This window comes from Henriciella barbarensis (assembly GCF_003576345.1).
GTDB classification, from domain to species: Bacteria; Pseudomonadota; Alphaproteobacteria; order Caulobacterales; family Hyphomonadaceae; genus Henriciella; species Henriciella barbarensis.
In genome coordinates, this window is sequence record NZ_QWGB01000008.1 from 25,599 (window position 1) to 41,677 (window position 16,079).

Here is a 16,079-nt window from a genome sequence, read left to right on the forward strand (position 1 = left end):
GCCGCTAGGGTTTCACGTTTCTCGATATGGAACGGAGATTTTCCCGAATGCGAATGAGCTTTCTGCTGGCCAGTGCCGCGAGTGCTGCCCTTCTAACAGGGTGCACGTCTCCCACCGGACCCACCGAACAGAGCGACAATACAATGACCGAATCTGCTTCTGACACGCAGACAGCAACCGACGCACGCGCCGAAACCCCGCCGATGGCCAAGCGCGTCCCGGTAGAGATCGAACAGGTCGGACGCACGCGTACCGATAATTACCAGTGGATGAAGGACGAAAACTGGCAGCAGGTCATGCGCGACCCGTCAGTCCTCCGCGAAGATATCCGCGAATACCTTGAGGCCGAGAACGCCTACACCAAGGCCTCGCTGGAAGACCCGACAGAAGAACTGCGCGAGACGCTGCTGGCGGAAATGCGCGGGCGCATCAAGGAGGATGACAGCTCTGTCCCCTCCAAGGATGGGCCATATGCCTATTATGTGCGCTACCGCGAAGGCGGTGAGTATCCGATCTTTGCGCGCAAGCCGGCTGAACAGGCCTTCGATGCCGATGCTCCTGAAACCGTACTGTTCGATGGCGACACAGAAGCAGAAGGCCAGTCCTACTTCTCGATCCGTGGACTGGAGCAGTCGCCAGACCATAAGCTGCTCGCGTCTGCGATCGACACGCAGGGCAGCGAGTATTACACCATCGCCGTACGTAATATCGAAACCGGCGAAGCTGTAGGTGTCCCGATCGAAGGCACTTATGGCAGCTTCGAATGGGGCGCCGATTCAAATCTTCTCTACTGGGTCGAACGCGACGATAATGGCCGACCGACTGCCGTTTTCCAGCGCGACCTGACAACGGGCGAAGATGTCGAGATTTATCGGGAAGAGGATCCAGGCTTCTTTGTTGGTGTCAGCAAATCAGAATCGGAAGAGTTCATCTTCGTGGAGAGCGGCGGTCACACATCCGGCGAAGTGTGGTTCTTCCCGGCGGATGCAAAGAGGCCAGAGCCGACCCTCGTGGCGCCGCGCAAGGAAGATGAAGAGTACGACGTAACACACTGGAATGATGCGTTTTACATTCTGACGAACGCCGAAGGTGCCGTTGATTTCAAAGTGATGAAGGCGCCCATCGAAAACCCTGGACGTGAGAACTGGGAGGAAGTCATTCCGCACCGCCCAGGTACGCTGGTCCTCGGCCTTGATCCTTATAAAGATCACCTCGTTCGGCTGGAGCGGGCCAACGCCCTGCCCCGCATCGTCGTCCGCGCCCGCGAAAGCGGCGACGAGCACACGATTGCGATGGACGAGAGCGCCTATGATCTTGGCCTCGGTTCAGGCGAGTATGACTCGACCGTGATGCGGTATGATTACGCCTCGCCTGCGCGTCCAAGCCAGGTTTTTGATTACGACATGGCAACCCGCGAACGCACGCTTCGCAAGACGCGTGAAGTACCGTCCGGTCACAATGCAGACGATTATGTGGTGGAACGGATCATGGCCCCGGCCTGGGACGGTGAGGAAATCCCCGTCACAATCCTGCGCCGAGCCGATACGCCTGTTGATGGCAGCGCGCCCCTGCTTCTGTATGGATATGGCTCCTACGGCATCACCATCCCGGCGAGCTTTTCTACTTCCCGCCTGTCATTGGTCGACCGGGGCTTTGTCTATGCCATTGCCCATATCCGGGGCTCCCAGGCCAAGGGTTACCAATGGTATCTCGATGGCAAGCTCGAGAAGAAGGCGAACACCTTCAAGGACTATGTTTCTGTGGGGCGCTATCTTATTGAGAACGGCTATGGCGCTGAAGGCCGCGTTGTTGGTCATGGCGGATCGGCTGGCGGACTTCTCATGGGCGCCGCGGCGAACATGGATCCGGAGCTTTTCGGCGGCATCATTGCGGCCGTCCCGTTTGTCGATGTGATCAACACCATGTCGGACGACACCCTTCCTCTGACGCCTCCGGAATGGCCCGAATGGGGGAACCCGATCACGGATGCCGAGGCTTACGACACGATCCTCGCCTATAGTCCCTATGAAAATGTGGCCGACAAGGACTATCCGGCCATGCTGATCACCGGCGGGCTGTCGGACCCGCGCGTGACTTACTGGGAGCCGTCGAAATGGGCCGCCCAGCTGCGCCATGAAGCGCCGGACGCTGGTCCATACTATCTGCGTATCAACATGGATGCCGGGCATGGCGGCTCCACCGGACGGTTTGAGGGTTTGAAAGAGACAGCAATCGAATACGCATTTGCCCTGGCCAGCGTTGGCTTGGTCGACGGCTATGACATTTCGCGTTCGGAGACGTCTTCCGACTAACCCGGCACGTCAAGCCAACAGAACAGAACGCCGGCCCCTCTAGGGGAGCCGGCGTTTTTTGTGCTGCCCCCGAAACCCTCCCCGGCAAGGATGCCGCCGAGGGCAACTTTCCTTCCGCGCAACGAAAATGGCCCGGCATTGCTGCCGGGCCATCATCAATTCTGAATGTCAGATCAGACCGTTCTTAGCGAACGATGATCGTGACTTCCGAACGACGGTTCAGAGGCTCACGCACACCGTCGCCGGTTTGCTTGGCCAGATCGTTCTCACCGCGGCCTTCCGTGGCGATCATGCTGGATGGGATGCCGCGCTCGTTAAGAGCCGTAGCAACCGCACCAGCGCGACGCTCGGAGAGACGTGCGTTGTAGGACTGTGCACCGGACGTGTCGGTGTGGCCGACGATCGTCACAGAGTTCGCAGCACACTCCTGGCGGCTACGGATGTTCGCCACAGCCTGATCGATCACAGCCGAAGCCTGGCTGGTGATGTTCGACTTGTCCCACTCGAAGTAGACCACGAACGCCTGGTTCAGCGTCGAGCACGACGGTGGTGGCGGAGGTGGTGGTGGTGGAGGCGGCGGCGGCGGTGGTGGCGGCGGCGGCGGTGGCGGTGGTGGCGGTGGAGGCGGCGGTGGCGGTGGAGCCGCTGGAGCCGCAAACTGATACCGCAGACCAACCGTCACGGAGTGATCTTCATACTCGCCGCTGTAAGGAACCGGCTGACCGAGCGGTGCGCGGCCATCGAGGTTCAGGTCGTCGACGAAGAAGTACTTGTAGCCGAGGTCAAGCGTCAGACGCTCGGTAAGGCCGTAACCGATACCACCGAGAAGCTGGTAGGCCATGCCGGTGTCGTCGTCGTTGAAGCCGTTGGCGTCGAACGTCTGAACGCCGCCTGCGGTAACAACGCCAGCGCGCAGGTTGGTCGCGCGAGCGTCAACCTTTGCCAGACCGATACCAGCACCGAGGTATGGCTGGACAGCGCCTGTCGGGTTGAAGTCGTACAGAGCGTTGAACATCAGCTCATAGATGCTGATGTTGCCGTCGCCACCAACCGAATAGCCACCATTGGCCAGCGGCGGGAGGTTCAGGATGCTTGCACCGGTGATCGTGGTGGACGGCTCAAGGTCGCCACCGCGGTAACCGAAGGTCGATTCCAGACGGAAGCCGTTGCCGAAGCCATAACCCAGGCCGATTTGAGCGCCGAGCAGGCCGTCGCCGTCGAGTTCCTGATCGCCACCAAGCGCGAATGGCGCATTGGTTGGCGGATCGGAGTCAAGCTCACCGTCGAAGCTGTAGCCCAGATCAGCGCGGCCATACCAGCCGTCCTGAGCGTTAGCGACAGACATTGCAGACGCCAAGGCGGCCGCGGCTGTCGCGCACATAAGAGTTCTTTTCATACTCATCCCCTATTGTGAGCCGAATAGGCACTATTACCCATCGACCGCAGAGACTAAACGGACCATTCCGTGTGGATACCCTCCTAGAACAACTTCGTTCCTGAGACGAGTGTACTAAGAAGGAAAATAGTTGAAACTTCGCGTTTTTTCTAGCAAGCGCGGCGTAAATGCAACATTTTTTCTTGCATGACAGCTCGGCGCCCGGACTTTGCCAGATTGCGGTCATATTTGCGCAACCAAGTCCGGAATAATCGAATCAGGGGGAAATGGTACCGCCTCTCCGGCTTGAACGGAGGACCTCTGGTTCCACAAACCAGCGCTCTAACCAACTGAGCTAAGGCGGCACGCCGGACGCACATACGCCCAAGCGGCTTTGCGTTCAAGACGCTTTCCCGAGTCTGATGCAGTCCCCTGTCCCCTATTCCGCAGCAAGGGGCTGCAGCGTTGTCTCCAAGGGGGTTTCGAAGGCAGCATCCCCCTGTTTCCGGTAGCGAAGGACGCCGTCATCCAGCTTGGCACGGCCGATCTCGAATATGTCCTGGACATAGTTCTGGTTGAGCCGCCAGGGCGCTTCCTGTCCCTGTTTTGGAAGACGGTGAAGCGCACGCGTGACGTAACCAGACGAGAAGTCGAGCCAGGGCGCATCGCCCGGATGCTGATCTGCGATGGGGCGAACCTCTACCGCGCCGGTCTTGTCCATATGCTTGATCAGGCGCGAAACGAATTTGGCGATGAGGTCCGCTTTCAGCGTCCAGGAGGCATTCGTATAGCCGAATGTCACCACGAGGTTGGGGACATTGTTGAACATGATCCCGCGATAGCCATGCAGGCTCGCCGGCTCGACCGGCTGGCCATCAATGTAAAGGTCTGCGCCGCCCATGAACTCCAGCTGGAGTCCTGTCGCTGAGACGACGATATCAGCGTCGAGCGTCTTTCCCGAGGTGAGTTTCAGGCCGGTCTCCGTGAACGTATCGATCGTATCGGTGGCAACGCTGGCCTCGCCAGCCTTGATCGACTGGAACAGGTCGCCATCCGGCACCAGGCAGAGACGCTGATCCCAGGGATTGTAGCTCGGCGTGAAATGCGTACCGACGTCGAAATCAGCGCCCAGTTCCTCCTGCGCCATGCCGACGATACGCGCTTTGACCTTATCTGGACGTCGACGCGCGAGCCTGAAGAACAGCATCTGAAGCAGCGTATTCTTCCAGCGGGTCAGCCCATAGGCTGCCTTTTCGGGCAGGACTTTCCGCAAGCCGAGAGCAACCTTGTCCTCAGCGGGGCGTGAAACGATGTAGGTCGGCGACCGCTGCAGCATGGTGACGTGCGCGGCTTTCTTCGCCATCTCCGGCACGAGCGTCACAGCCGTCGCGCCAGAGCCGATGACGACGACTTTCTTACCGCTATAATCAAGGTCTTCTGGCCAGGCCTGGGGATGTATCACCTGCCCCTTGAAGGTCACTTCCCCCGGGAAGTCCGGTTTGTAGCCGCCTTCATAGGAGTAGTAGCCCGCACACATGTGCAGGATGCGGCAGGTCAGCGTACGTTCAACGCCTTCGGCCTTGTCTTCGACCTTGAGCGACCATAGCGCGGCTTCGGAATCCCATCGCGCTTCGCGGACCAGGTGCTCGAACCTGATCTTGCGATCAATACCGTTCTCGGAAGCGGTCTCACGAACATAGTTCAGGATGGACGGCCCGTCGGCGATCGCCTTGCGCTCTTTCCACGGTTTGAAGTCGTAGCCGAGCGTATGCATGTCGCTATCGGATCGGATACCGGGATATCGAAAGAGATCCCACGTCCCGCCAATTGCCTCGCGGCCCTCAAGAATGGCGTAGGTTTTTCCGGGACAGCGTTCCTGCAGATAATAGGCGGCGCCGATGCCGGACAAACCCGCGCCTACGATCAGTACGTCGAAATCGGGATTTGCCATCCATAGAGAGAACCGCGAATCCGGGCGGCTGTCCAGTTATTATGACTCTGGCGTCACGATTTCATCGCTCTCTTCCACCTCGTCTCGTGGCCAGGCACCAAGGGCGCGATAAACAGCAATGGAGTTGAGGCTACGCACCAGGTTTGCGCGAATGAGCTGCTGGCGCGCATCGTAATAAAGCTGCTGGGAATCGAGAACAGAGAGATAGTCGTCAACGCCGACCCGAAATCGCTCCTCGGAAAGATCGCGTGTGATTTCAGTATCTTCTACCAGCCGGACCAGAGCGTCTACGCGCTGGTCGATGGTCCGACGGACGGCGAGCGCATCGGCTGTGTCACGAAAGGCCAGCTGGATCGCCTGCTCATAATTTGCGACGGCCAGCTGTTCCTGCGCCTCACGCACGTCGAGATTTGACTGACGCGCGCCTGCGTCAAAGATCGGCAGCGAGACGGATGGGCCGAACGACCAGCCAAGTGTACCGTCGAAGAGATCGCCAAGCTCATCGCTGGAATAACCGACCTGACCGGTCAGGGAGATGATTGGGAAGAAAGCGGCACGTGCCGCTGCGATGTTGGCATTGGCAGCCATGAGCTGGCGCTCCGCTGACTGAACATCAGGCCGTGAAAGCAGCACAAGAGAAGACTGGCCTATGGGGATGTCCTCAGCGAGCGGCGTCGGGTCGAGCTTTGCGGCGCCGAGCGTACCTGCTGGAAGGTCAGTACCGACAGCGAGACGAAGGGCGTTAAGGTCCTGTTCGACCTGGGCAGAGAACTCAGCGGCCTGAGCGCGCGCGGTTTCCACACTGGCCGATGCACGGCGAACATCGAGTTCGGTTGCGATGCCAGCGTTGAAAAGTTCCTGGGTGAGATCCAGCGATTCCGACTGGACATCGACCGTGTCTTCAGCGAGCGCGAGCAGCGCCTTGTCAGCGGCAAGCTGCATCCAGATTTCGCCCACCGTGGCGGCGATGGCGATCTTGGCAGCCCGCTCGCCCTCAGAAGAGGCGAGGTAGCTTTGCAGCGCGGCCTCATTCAGCGATGCGACGCGGCCGAAGAGGTCAAGCTCATAGGCCGTGATACCGATGCTGGCGGAGGCATTGTCGAAATTGCCGCCGCCGCCATTGTTGCCGCCAATCGTTCCCCCTTCGGAAAACCCGCCATTCGCGGTCACGGTCGGCAGACGCTGGGCGCGGCTGATTCCGTATTGCGCGCGGGCCAGCTGCACATTGGCTGCAGCGATGCGCAGGTCGCGGTTTTCAGCCAGCGAGAGACGGACAAGCTCGCGCAGTTCTTCGGAAATGAAGACGTCCTGCCAATAGAGCGGCTCCACGCGCTCTCCGTTTGCGTCAGTAACGGGCAGCGCGTCGGGTATTGGCGCAGCCGGTTGCTCATAGGGCTGCGAGATGACGGCGCAGCCGCTGAGCGCAGTGGCAGCCAGGGCGCCGAGGATCATACGGTTTGTCGAGATCATGCGACGGCTTCCTTATTACCAGGTTGTGTCAGGGGCTTCTGGCCCGTGAGTTTGCGGATCATGACATAGAAGAGCGGTGCAAACAGCAGACCGAGAATGACCGAAACGATAAGACCGCCAAGCACGGCTGTGCCGATAGCCTGACGACCAGCAGCGCCCGCACCGGTGCTGAGCGCGAGCGGCAACACACCGAAACCAAAGGCGAAACTCGTCATAAGGATCGGACGAAGGCGCATGCGGACAGCCTGTGAGACCGCTTCAAAAAGCTCTACGCCTTGCTGCTCAAGGTTACGGGCAAACTCGATGATGAGAATGGCGTTCTTTGAAGCCAGGCCCACCGTGGTGAGCAACGCCACCTGGAAGAAGACGTCATTGTCGAGCCCGCGAAGATGGGCCGCGAGTACGGCGCCAGCGACGCCGAGCGGCGCTGTCAGGAGGACGGCAACCGGAACGGTCCAGCTTTCATAGAGCGCTGCCAGGCAGAGGAACACGAACAGGATCGACATGATGTAGAGAAGCGTCGCCTGATTGCCGGCGTCGCGTTCCTGCGCACTGATACCTGTCCATTCCATGTCGAGGCCCTGTGGCAACTGTCCAACGAGAGCTTCCATTTGGTCCATCGCGACGCCGGAGCTCACACCCGGAGCTGGCGCGCCCTGAATGTTGAGCGCAGGCAGGCCGTTATAGCGCTGTAGCTGTGGTGAGCCATAGGTCCAGCCTGTCGTCACGACTTCCTCCAGCGGCGTCATTTCGGTCGAGCTATTGCGAATATACCAGCCGCCAAGATCATCGGGCTGCATGCGGTTGTCCGCCTGGCCCTGTACATAAACGCGCTTGATGCGCCCCCTGTCGAGAAAGTCGTTGACATAGGTGCCACCGAACGCCGTCGAGAGAAGACTTGTGATGCTAGAGACGTCGACGCCGAGCGCCTGCGCCTTCTGGTAGTCGATGTCGATATTGAACTGCGGGCCGTCGGCCTGACCATTGGGGCGCACGCCAGTCAGCTCTGCGCTCTGGTTTGCCATGCCGAGCAGCTGGCCTTGCGCCTGAACAAGTGCGTCGTGACCAACGCCGCCAGCATCCTGGAGGTACATGTCAAAGCCTGACGAATTACCAAGCTGCGGGATTGGCGGTGGGACGATCGCGAAAATCTGGGCTTCGGTACCCTGGGCAAAGTTGCCGCTGGCGGCGCCTGCGATTTCCATGGCGGACTCGCCCGGGCCACCGCGTTCAGACCAGTCAACAAGCGCGCCAAAGGCGATACCGTTATTCTGGCCTTGCCCCGCGAAGCTGAAACCAGCCAAGGTGAAAAGACCTTTGATATTCTCGCCCTGCGCACCGCGATAATATTTACCGACGGAGTCCATGACTTCGGTTGTGCGCTCAAGGCTAGAGCCCGGCGGGAGCTGAACGAGGGTGATGAACTGGCCTTGATCTTCCTGCGGCAGGAAGGAGGATGGCAGACGGACAAAGCCGGCGGCCATCACGGCGACGATCACCGCAAACACACCTGCGAAGATCCAGCGGCGGCGAAGGATGCGGTCAACGATGTTTCCGTAACCATCGCGCATCCGGTCAAAGCCATTGTTGAACCAGACGGCCGGCTTCTGGAGCATCCCCGGTTTCTTTTCGTTATCAGGCTTTTTGAGGATGGTCGCACAAAGAGCTGGCGACAGGATAAGCGCGATCAGGAGCGACAGCGCCATCGCCGAGACAATCGTCACGGAGAACTGGCGGTAGATGAGACCCGCCGAGCCTGGAAAGAACGCCATCGGCACAAAGACCGCAGATAGTGTCACCACGATGCCGATCAGCGCGCCGGTGATCTGACTCATCGACTTGCGTGTGGCCTCAACAGGGCCAAGTCCGTCTTCTTCCATGACGCGTTCGACGTTTTCGACCACGACGATCGCATCGTCCACGATAAGGCCGATTGCGAGCACCATGGCGAACATGGTCAGTGTATTGATCGAGAAACCAAGCGTCAGCAGACCGACCATAACGCCGAGAAGCACGACCGGCACCGCGATCATCGGGATGAAGGATGCGCGAAGGCTCTGAAGGAAAACGAAGATGACGAGGAAGACGAGGATGACGGCTTCGATCAGTGTTTTCTGGACCTCATGAATGGAGGTTTCGATGAAGGGCGTCGTATCGACGGGGAAGGCGTAATCAATATCTTGCGGAAAAGCTTCAGAAAGCCGTTCGACTTCTGCCTTTACGGCCTCCGCCGTTTCCAGCGCGTTCGCGCCCGTGGCAAGCGACACGCCAAAACCAGATGAAGGATAGCCGTTGAATTTCGAATTGAAGGCATAGTTTTCCGCGCCAAGCTCTACCGTGCCGACATCGCCAAGGCGGACCGAGCCACCTTCTGACGTGGTGCGAATGAGGAGTTCGCGAAACTCTTCCGGCGTATTGAGAAGCGACTGGAGTGTCACCGTTGCGTTGATTTCCTGACCGGGAACAGACGGCGCGCCACCAAGCGCGCCGGCAGAGACCTGCGTATTCTGTGCGCGGATCGCGGTGATTACGTCTGCTGGAACGAGGTCGAACTGAACGAGCTTGTCCGGATCGAGCCAGATTCGCATCGCATATTGCGAGCCGAATTGCTGAACCCGGCCGACACCATCAACCCGGCTGATCGAATCGTACATGTTCGAGCGGACATAATCGCCAAGATCGGTCTGGTCGTAAGTGCCGTTCGGCGAATAAAGCGCGGTGATGAGAAGGAAGCCGGTGCTCGCCTTGTCGACGGTTACACCTTGACGCTGCACCGGTTCAGGCAGGAGTGGTGTAGCCAGCGAGAGCTTGTTCTGGACCTGGACCTGCGCAATGTCAGGGTCCGTGCCGGTCTCGAAGGTGAGTGTCACAGACGCCTGCCCCGATGAGCTGGACGAGGACGAGATGTAATCAAGGCCATCAAGACCCGTCATCTGCTGCTCGATCACCTGCGTAACCGAATCCTCGACCGCCTTGGCCGAAGCCCCGGGATAGGAGGCATTCACCGATATCGTGGTCGGCGCGATATCAGGATATTGCGAGACCGGCAGAACGCGCAGCGCCATTGCGCCAGCGATCATGATGACGATCGCGATGACCCAGGCGAAGACCGGGCGGTCGATAAAGAAATTTGCCATGATTATAGAGCTTTATTCTGGCTGGACCAATGTCGCAGGCGACGCCACGGCCGCCATTTCTTCCTGACGCGAGGCGATCACCTGAACGGGCGCGCCGTTGCGAACATTCTGAAAGCCGCTGACGATGACCCGGTCGCCCGGCGATAGGCCATCAGTCACGATCCAGTTCGAGCCATTGGCTTCCTGAATTGTCAGAGGTTTCTGGATGGCCGTCCCATCATCGCCTGCAACGAAGACATAGCCGCCGCCCTGCGGGGTGCGCTGCACGGCGCGCTGTGGGATTGCGTACACATTGTTGTACGTACCTGCGGCGAAAGATGCCTTCAGGAACATGCCCGGCAGGATAAGATTGTCAGGGTTCGGGAACTGGGCCCGCACAATAACAGTGCCGGCTTCCTGATCAACACTGACTTCGGAAAACTCCAGCTGGCCGGAAAGCGGGTACTCATCACCGTTTTCAAACTCCAGCGTCACGGGGACAGCGGCAGAGCGACCAGACGTCGGTCCAAGCGTCTCGATCTTACCTTCTGAAACATCCCGCTTCCAGCGCAGAACCTGCGCGCTCGAAGCCGTCATGTCGACATAGATAGGATCAAGCTGAAGGACGCGGGCGAGTGTCGTTGGCTGGTTGGCAGTCACCAGTGCGCCTTCGGTTACGGCAGAGCGGCCGATACGGCCGGTAATCGGCGAGCGAACCTTTGTGCGCGCCAGGTCGATGCGCGCTCGTTGCAGGGCCGCCCGCTGAATGCCGACATCGGCTTCGGCCTGCTTCTGCGCGGCGACAGCTTCATCATAGGACTGCTGACTGACGGCATTGATGTTGGCGAGATGTTCAAAACGCCGCGCCGTTTCCGTTGCAGCGCCGACGGTTGCCTGCGCACGCGCAAGCGAGGCTTCTGCGCTCTGGACGGCAGCGACGTATTCGTCGGCATCAATCTGGTAAAGCGCCTGATCTTCGGTGACGACTTCGCCCTCCGTAAAAAGGCGGCTTTCAATCAGACCCGAAACCTGCGGGCGGATTTCTGCTTCGGCATATGGTGTGGCACGCCCCGGCAGCGTGCGAACGCTGCCAATCGACGTTGGCTGCACTGGCATGACCTCGACGCGCGCGGCCATTCGCTGTGGGGGTGCTGCCTCTTCAGAGGTCTGCTGACCCGAAGCGTTGCCGCCCTCACCGTTTCCGCAAGCTGCCAGAATGAGCAGCGTTGCACCGGCAGCCGCACCAAATCCCCTTCGGAGGGCCTGTGACGTGAACTTTGTGGATTGGGGCATGTGTTTCCTGCGCGCCGTCATGGGTTCGAAGTATTAAAGCGAAACCAGTTGATTTTCGAATGAACATTCTATTTGTTGCTGCATTGCACAAAGTCAATGACAGGATGTGAAATAGTTGGAACAAAAACCAATACCGATGACGGGCGCTGAGAAGCGGCGCACGGCGAGAATCTCGCAAATCCTTGACGCTGCGGCACATTGTTTTGTCGAAATGGGCTTTCACCGTGCAGGCATGGCGAAGATTGCCGCGCGCGCAAAAATGAGCCCCGGGCACATCTATCACTATTTTGAGAGCAAGGAGGCGATCATCGCGGCCATCGTGGACCGCGAGTCGGCGCGCGCCGCCGAACGCTTTGCCGAATTTGATGCGGTCGATTCAACCGAGCTTGCGTCCGTCATGACCGAACGGGCGGTCCAGTCCATCGCAGAGAAGACCGACATATTGCAGTCAGTACTGAACATGGAAATGCTGGCTGAGTGTCAGCGCAATCCGGAAATTGCCTGCATCATCCATAAGCATGACCGCTATGTCCGCGACCAGCTCACCCACCTTATCCGGGACAAGCTGGGCCTGGATCTCGCTGAAGCGCGCACGGACATGATGATGGTGCAGTTCTCAGGTCTGGCGAACCGGTTGCTTCGTAATCCGGATCTCGACCTCCAAAATATGGTTGTCCTGATGCGCCAGACGATGATGGCGATATTGTCCCCAACATTGGGCCATGAAGCCAAGTGAACCTTTTCTTCGATTGCACGCTATTGATGCATCTATCGACGGAAAAAAGGGACGCACCCCGATGGCAGACACAGCATCGCGGGATAACCCCCTCGAGAATGTCCTCGAGAGGGCTATCAAGGAAGTAGATGGCGACAAGGTTACGTTCGGCGACATTCTGGACTTGTTCGGATCGCGCTCATTCGGACCAATCATTGTCCTTCTGGGCCTGCTCGTAACAGTTCCGCCACTCGGCGCCGTTCCTGGCCTGCCAATGATTGTCGGCCTCGTCATCATCCTGTTCACCGTGCAGATCGTTTTCGGTGCGAAGCGGATCTGGGTCCCCGGTTTCATCGAGAAGCGGTCGATCTCGAAAGACAAGCTGGAAGCTGCAGACAAGAAGGCCAAGCCCTGGCTGAAACGCATCGATGGACTGGTTTCAGAGCGCATCACCATGTTGACCGGTGACTGGGCGGTCTATGCAGCCGCCATCATCATCATCTTTCTTGCCCTTCTGATGATCCCGCTTGAACTGGTGCCATTTGCGGTGGGTGTGCCCGGCGCGGCCATCACGCTCTATGGGCTCGCCATCATGGCACGGGATGGCGTGCTGATGCTGATCGGTTATTTTCTGGCGGCTATTACCACAGCAGTGACGATCGCATTTGTACCGTGGGACAAATTCGCGTCATTCCTCGGCATGGGATAGGCGTCAGGCTGCGTCCGGCCGGAGTAGTGATCGTGCGCGGGCAAGATCATCCACGAACCGGTCATATTCTTCTGCGGCGCGCTGCCTGTCCGGCAATCGCAACAGATAGGACGGGTGAATTGTCGCAATAAGGCGGGTGCCATTGTCCAGCTGAGTCAGGGCGCCGCGCATGTCCTTCAATGCAACCGCTTTGCCGAACACACCGCGAAGCGCGGTTGCACCCATAGTTAAGATAACGTCGGGCGCCACGAATTTCCGCTCCAGATCCAACCAGAAACGGCAGGTATCGATCTCGCCAGCGTTTGGTTTCTGGTGCATCCGCCGCTTGCCGCGCGGGGTAAATTTAAAGTGCTTTACTGCGTTGGTGACGTACGCCTTGCGCCGCTCGACATTCGCTTCGCCCATCGCCTTGTCGAAAAGTTGACCAGCCGGACCGACAAAGGGCTTGCCCGCTATATCCTCCTGATCGCCGGGCTGTTCGCCAATGATCATAAGACGGGCGTCTACCGGTCCCTCTCCGAAAATGGTCTGGCTAGCGCATTCATGGATTGGGCAGCGATCACACTTCGAAGCTGCGCGGCGCGCATCATCCAGTGAACTGATCTCTATGGCTTCGTCTTCAGCGAAGAAGTTCGACATACGCGAGCTTCTTATGTTCGCATCTGTCGATGGCGCCGAAAGGAGCGCGCCCGTGCGCTGTGAGGACTGGCGGATGAGATCAGGGATGAGCTCTGCCTCAGGTAAGTTCTTCCAGTATTTTGCGGGCATCTCCGACAGCATCGCGTCGACCTTGAGCCGGGCAGGATTGAAGATGGAAGCATAATAGGTGCGCCACTGGTCCTCGATGGCGTCTTCTGCCGGCATCTGAGAGCGGTCAGCCCCCGCCGCAAAGGTCAGTTTCTTGCCATCCCAACTGGCGCACGCCTCAGGTGTCAGGATCGTCCAGTCCATGCCGGTGAAACGGCGCATGAAGAAAGGCGCGGTCAGACCGACAATGCGGTTGTCTGGCTCAAACCAGCTCATGAAGACTTCCCGGCCGTCGCGTTCTCCGACTTTACGGAAGCGAACGAAGGCGTGCATCTTGTGAACGTCGCGGCGGATCTGCTTGTCTGCGCCTTTCACCCAGCGGGCAGCATCATTGAGCGGATCGGTCAGGGCCGCCCGGTTGGACTGCAGGTCCCAGAGCAACTGGTAAAGCCAGGCGAAGCGGGCCGGGTCGCGGTGACAGATGACCCGCTTTGCCATGTCGATGAAGGCTTTCGGGACCTTGACCTCTCGCGGTGCCCAGTGAGCGGGCGAAGCAGGTTCAGGCGCGCAAGCGGCGGCAAAGAGATCATCTCCGCCAGCAACACTTCCCGACCAATGGATCTTTGCGGGCGGTACGCCCTGCCCTGCCAGACGCCGAGCCGCATCTCGCCAGCCATCGAAATCCGTTTCGGAAGACAGGCTGATCTGGTGCATCAGAGGAGCTGGAGTTGTTGTGGCTGAGGCACGAACCTCTCACGCAGGGTCACAAGATCGAGCGCGCGGGATGGGTGCCAATCCACAGTTTCGATAAAGTCGCGGCAGATTTTCAGCGAGCGCACGATCCGCGCAATGTGGTCGAGCCGTAGCGTCGTATGCCGGCGCGCCGACAGAATGCGGTTCACCGATTTGGTCCCGAAGCCTGGCACGCGCAGGAGTTCTTCGCGGCTGGCGCGGTTCACATCAACCGGAAACCGTTCACGCCGCTCCAGCGCCCAGGCGAGCTTCGGGTCAAGCTCCAAGTCGAGCATGCCATCCTGGCGTGCCTCGAAGATCTCGTCCTTCTCAAAACCGTAGAAGCGCATCAGCCAATCGGCCTGATAGAGGCGGTGCTCTCTCATCAGTGGCGGCTTGATGAGGGGCAGGTCGCCGGAGCTGTCCTGGATGGGGCTGAAAGCAGAATAATAAACGCGGCGAAGCTTGTAACCTGAATAAAGCGATGCGCTGGTCGTCATGATATCGCTATCGGACGACTGGTCGGCCCCTACGATCATTTGTGTCGACTGACCGCCGGGGATGAAGCGCGGGGGACGCGCCTTGCCCCGCTCCTTGCGGTCAGGCTGGCGCGACTCGATGCCATAACGCACGTTTGCCATGGCCGAGCGGATCACTGTGCCAGACTTTTCAGGCGCATAGGATTTGAGCGAAGCTTCGCGCGGCAGCTCGATATTGATGGAGAGGCGGTCTGCGTGAAGCCCGGCCTGCTCGATCAGCGCCGGGTCAGCCTCCGGAATGGACTTGAGATGAATATAGCCGCCGAAATTATGCTCTACCCGCAGCTTGCGAGCGACCTCGACCATCTGCTCCATCGTATAATTCGATGAGCGGATAATACCTGAGGAGAGAAACAGGCCTTCAATATAATTGCGCTTGTAGAAATCGAGCGTCAGCTTGACGATTTCATCGACGCTGAAGCGGGCCCGTTCCACATTACTCGACACCCGGTTGATGCAATACTTGCAGTCATAGATACAGAAATTCGTCATCAGGATCTTCAGCAACGAGATGCATCGGCCATCAGGCGCATAGGCATGACAGATGCCCATTCCTTCAGTGGAACCTATCCCATTGGTAGAAAGAGAATTTCTCTTGGCCGACCCGGACGATGCACAGGATGCATCATACTTGGCGGCGTCCGCAAGGATGTCCAGACGATCAATTAAAGTACGCTTTCCCATGCGCGGAACATAGCAGGAACACCTAATGAGTAAAAGCAATTCAGCAGCTGTTCCCCTCGACCGAGAAAGCGCGCAGAAAGGATCGTTGGTGATCCAATAGCGCGTGTTGCGCGCTAGCAACGTCAACGGTTCACTGCCAAATGTTAACCATTGCACAGCTAGAAAATCGGAACGCTCGGCACGCGTGTTTGTTTACAGGTTGAGCAACGAGACAGAATGATGACCAATAGACACGAACATAAGCGATCAATGCAGGGCAGCGCCGAGGACCGGCACGCACGACGTGCATTTCGCAATGCGATGTCGGCAGGTCTCAAGCGGACCTATGACCGCGTCTCCGAAAAATCAGTTCCGGACGAGTTCATGCAGCTCCTTCAAGCAGCTGACCAGAAAGCCAAAGCCTAGCACTGAACAAAATCAGGGCAGTCGGCAAATT

General features: G+C 58.8%; 11 protein-coding genes and 1 tRNA gene. 4 read left to right on the forward strand and 8 right to left on the reverse strand.

The window, feature by feature from the left end; translation table 11 throughout:
* The first annotated feature begins 143 nt into the window (after positions 1–143).
* Entirely contained in the window at positions 144–2,312 is a 2,169-nt protein-coding gene (locus tag D1224_RS12520) for a S9 family peptidase (protein WP_119380305.1), read from the forward strand.
* A 184-nt stretch (positions 2,313–2,496) separates the two neighbouring features.
* Here the strand turns inward: D1224_RS12520 and D1224_RS12525 are convergent, their stop codons facing one another.
* The 6 genes from D1224_RS12525 to D1224_RS12550 form a co-directional block, all read right to left on the reverse strand.
* Entirely contained in the window at positions 2,497–3,708 is a 1,212-nt protein-coding gene (locus tag D1224_RS12525) for an OmpA family protein (protein WP_233350537.1), read from the reverse strand.
* Between the two features lie 267 nt (positions 3,709–3,975).
* Positions 3,976–4,052: transfer RNA gene (locus D1224_RS12530), tRNA-His, on the reverse strand.
* 74 nt (positions 4,053–4,126) lie between these two features.
* A complete protein-coding gene (locus D1224_RS12535) occupies positions 4,127–5,638 on the reverse strand; it encodes a flavin-containing monooxygenase (protein ID WP_119380307.1) in 1,512 nt (503 codons plus the stop codon).
* A gap of 39 nt (positions 5,639–5,677) precedes the next feature.
* On the reverse strand, positions 5,678–7,108 hold the full coding sequence (locus tag D1224_RS12540; RefSeq protein WP_119380308.1) for an efflux transporter outer membrane subunit: 1,431 nt from the start codon (positions 7,106–7,108) through the stop codon (positions 5,678–5,680).
* Complete coding sequence (locus D1224_RS12545; RefSeq protein ID WP_119380309.1) at positions 7,105–10,245, reverse strand: efflux RND transporter permease subunit; 3,141 nt, start codon at positions 10,243–10,245, stop codon at positions 7,105–7,107. The genes D1224_RS12540 and D1224_RS12545 overlap by 4 nt, the downstream gene beginning before the upstream one ends.
* Positions 10,246–10,257: 12 nt before the next feature.
* Positions 10,258–11,517 carry an efflux RND transporter periplasmic adaptor subunit gene (locus D1224_RS12550; protein WP_182482285.1) on the reverse strand — a complete coding sequence of 420 codons (1,260 nt, stop codon included), beginning with the start codon at positions 11,515–11,517 and terminating at the stop codon, positions 10,258–10,260.
* A 115-nt stretch (positions 11,518–11,632) separates the two neighbouring features.
* Between D1224_RS12550 and D1224_RS12555 the strand changes: the two genes are divergently transcribed.
* Complete coding sequence (locus D1224_RS12555; RefSeq protein ID WP_147372388.1) at positions 11,633–12,253, forward strand: TetR/AcrR family transcriptional regulator; 621 nt, start codon at positions 11,633–11,635, stop codon at positions 12,251–12,253.
* Positions 12,254–12,314: 61 nt separating this feature from the next.
* Complete coding sequence (locus D1224_RS12560) at positions 12,315–12,941, forward strand: exopolysaccharide biosynthesis protein (protein ID WP_119380312.1); 627 nt, start codon at positions 12,315–12,317, stop codon at positions 12,939–12,941.
* A gap of 3 nt (positions 12,942–12,944) precedes the next feature.
* On the opposite strand, the gene D1224_RS12565 is transcribed toward D1224_RS12560, so the two are convergent.
* Positions 12,945–14,402, reverse strand: coding sequence for a UdgX family uracil-DNA binding protein (locus D1224_RS12565; protein WP_119380313.1), 1,458 nt, complete (start codon positions 14,400–14,402; stop codon positions 12,945–12,947).
* On the reverse strand, positions 14,402–15,643 hold the full coding sequence (locus D1224_RS12570; protein WP_119380314.1) for a putative DNA modification/repair radical SAM protein: 1,242 nt from the start codon (positions 15,641–15,643) through the stop codon (positions 14,402–14,404). The genes D1224_RS12565 and D1224_RS12570 overlap by 1 nt, the downstream gene beginning before the upstream one ends.
* 216 nt (positions 15,644–15,859) lie before the next feature.
* Here D1224_RS12570 and D1224_RS12575 point away from each other — a divergent pair, with 216 nt between their 5' ends.
* Positions 15,860–16,048: a NepR family anti-sigma factor gene (locus tag D1224_RS12575; RefSeq protein WP_119380315.1), complete on the forward strand. Its 189-nt coding sequence runs from the start codon at positions 15,860–15,862 to the stop codon at positions 16,046–16,048.
* The last annotated feature ends 31 nt before the right edge of the window (positions 16,049–16,079 follow it).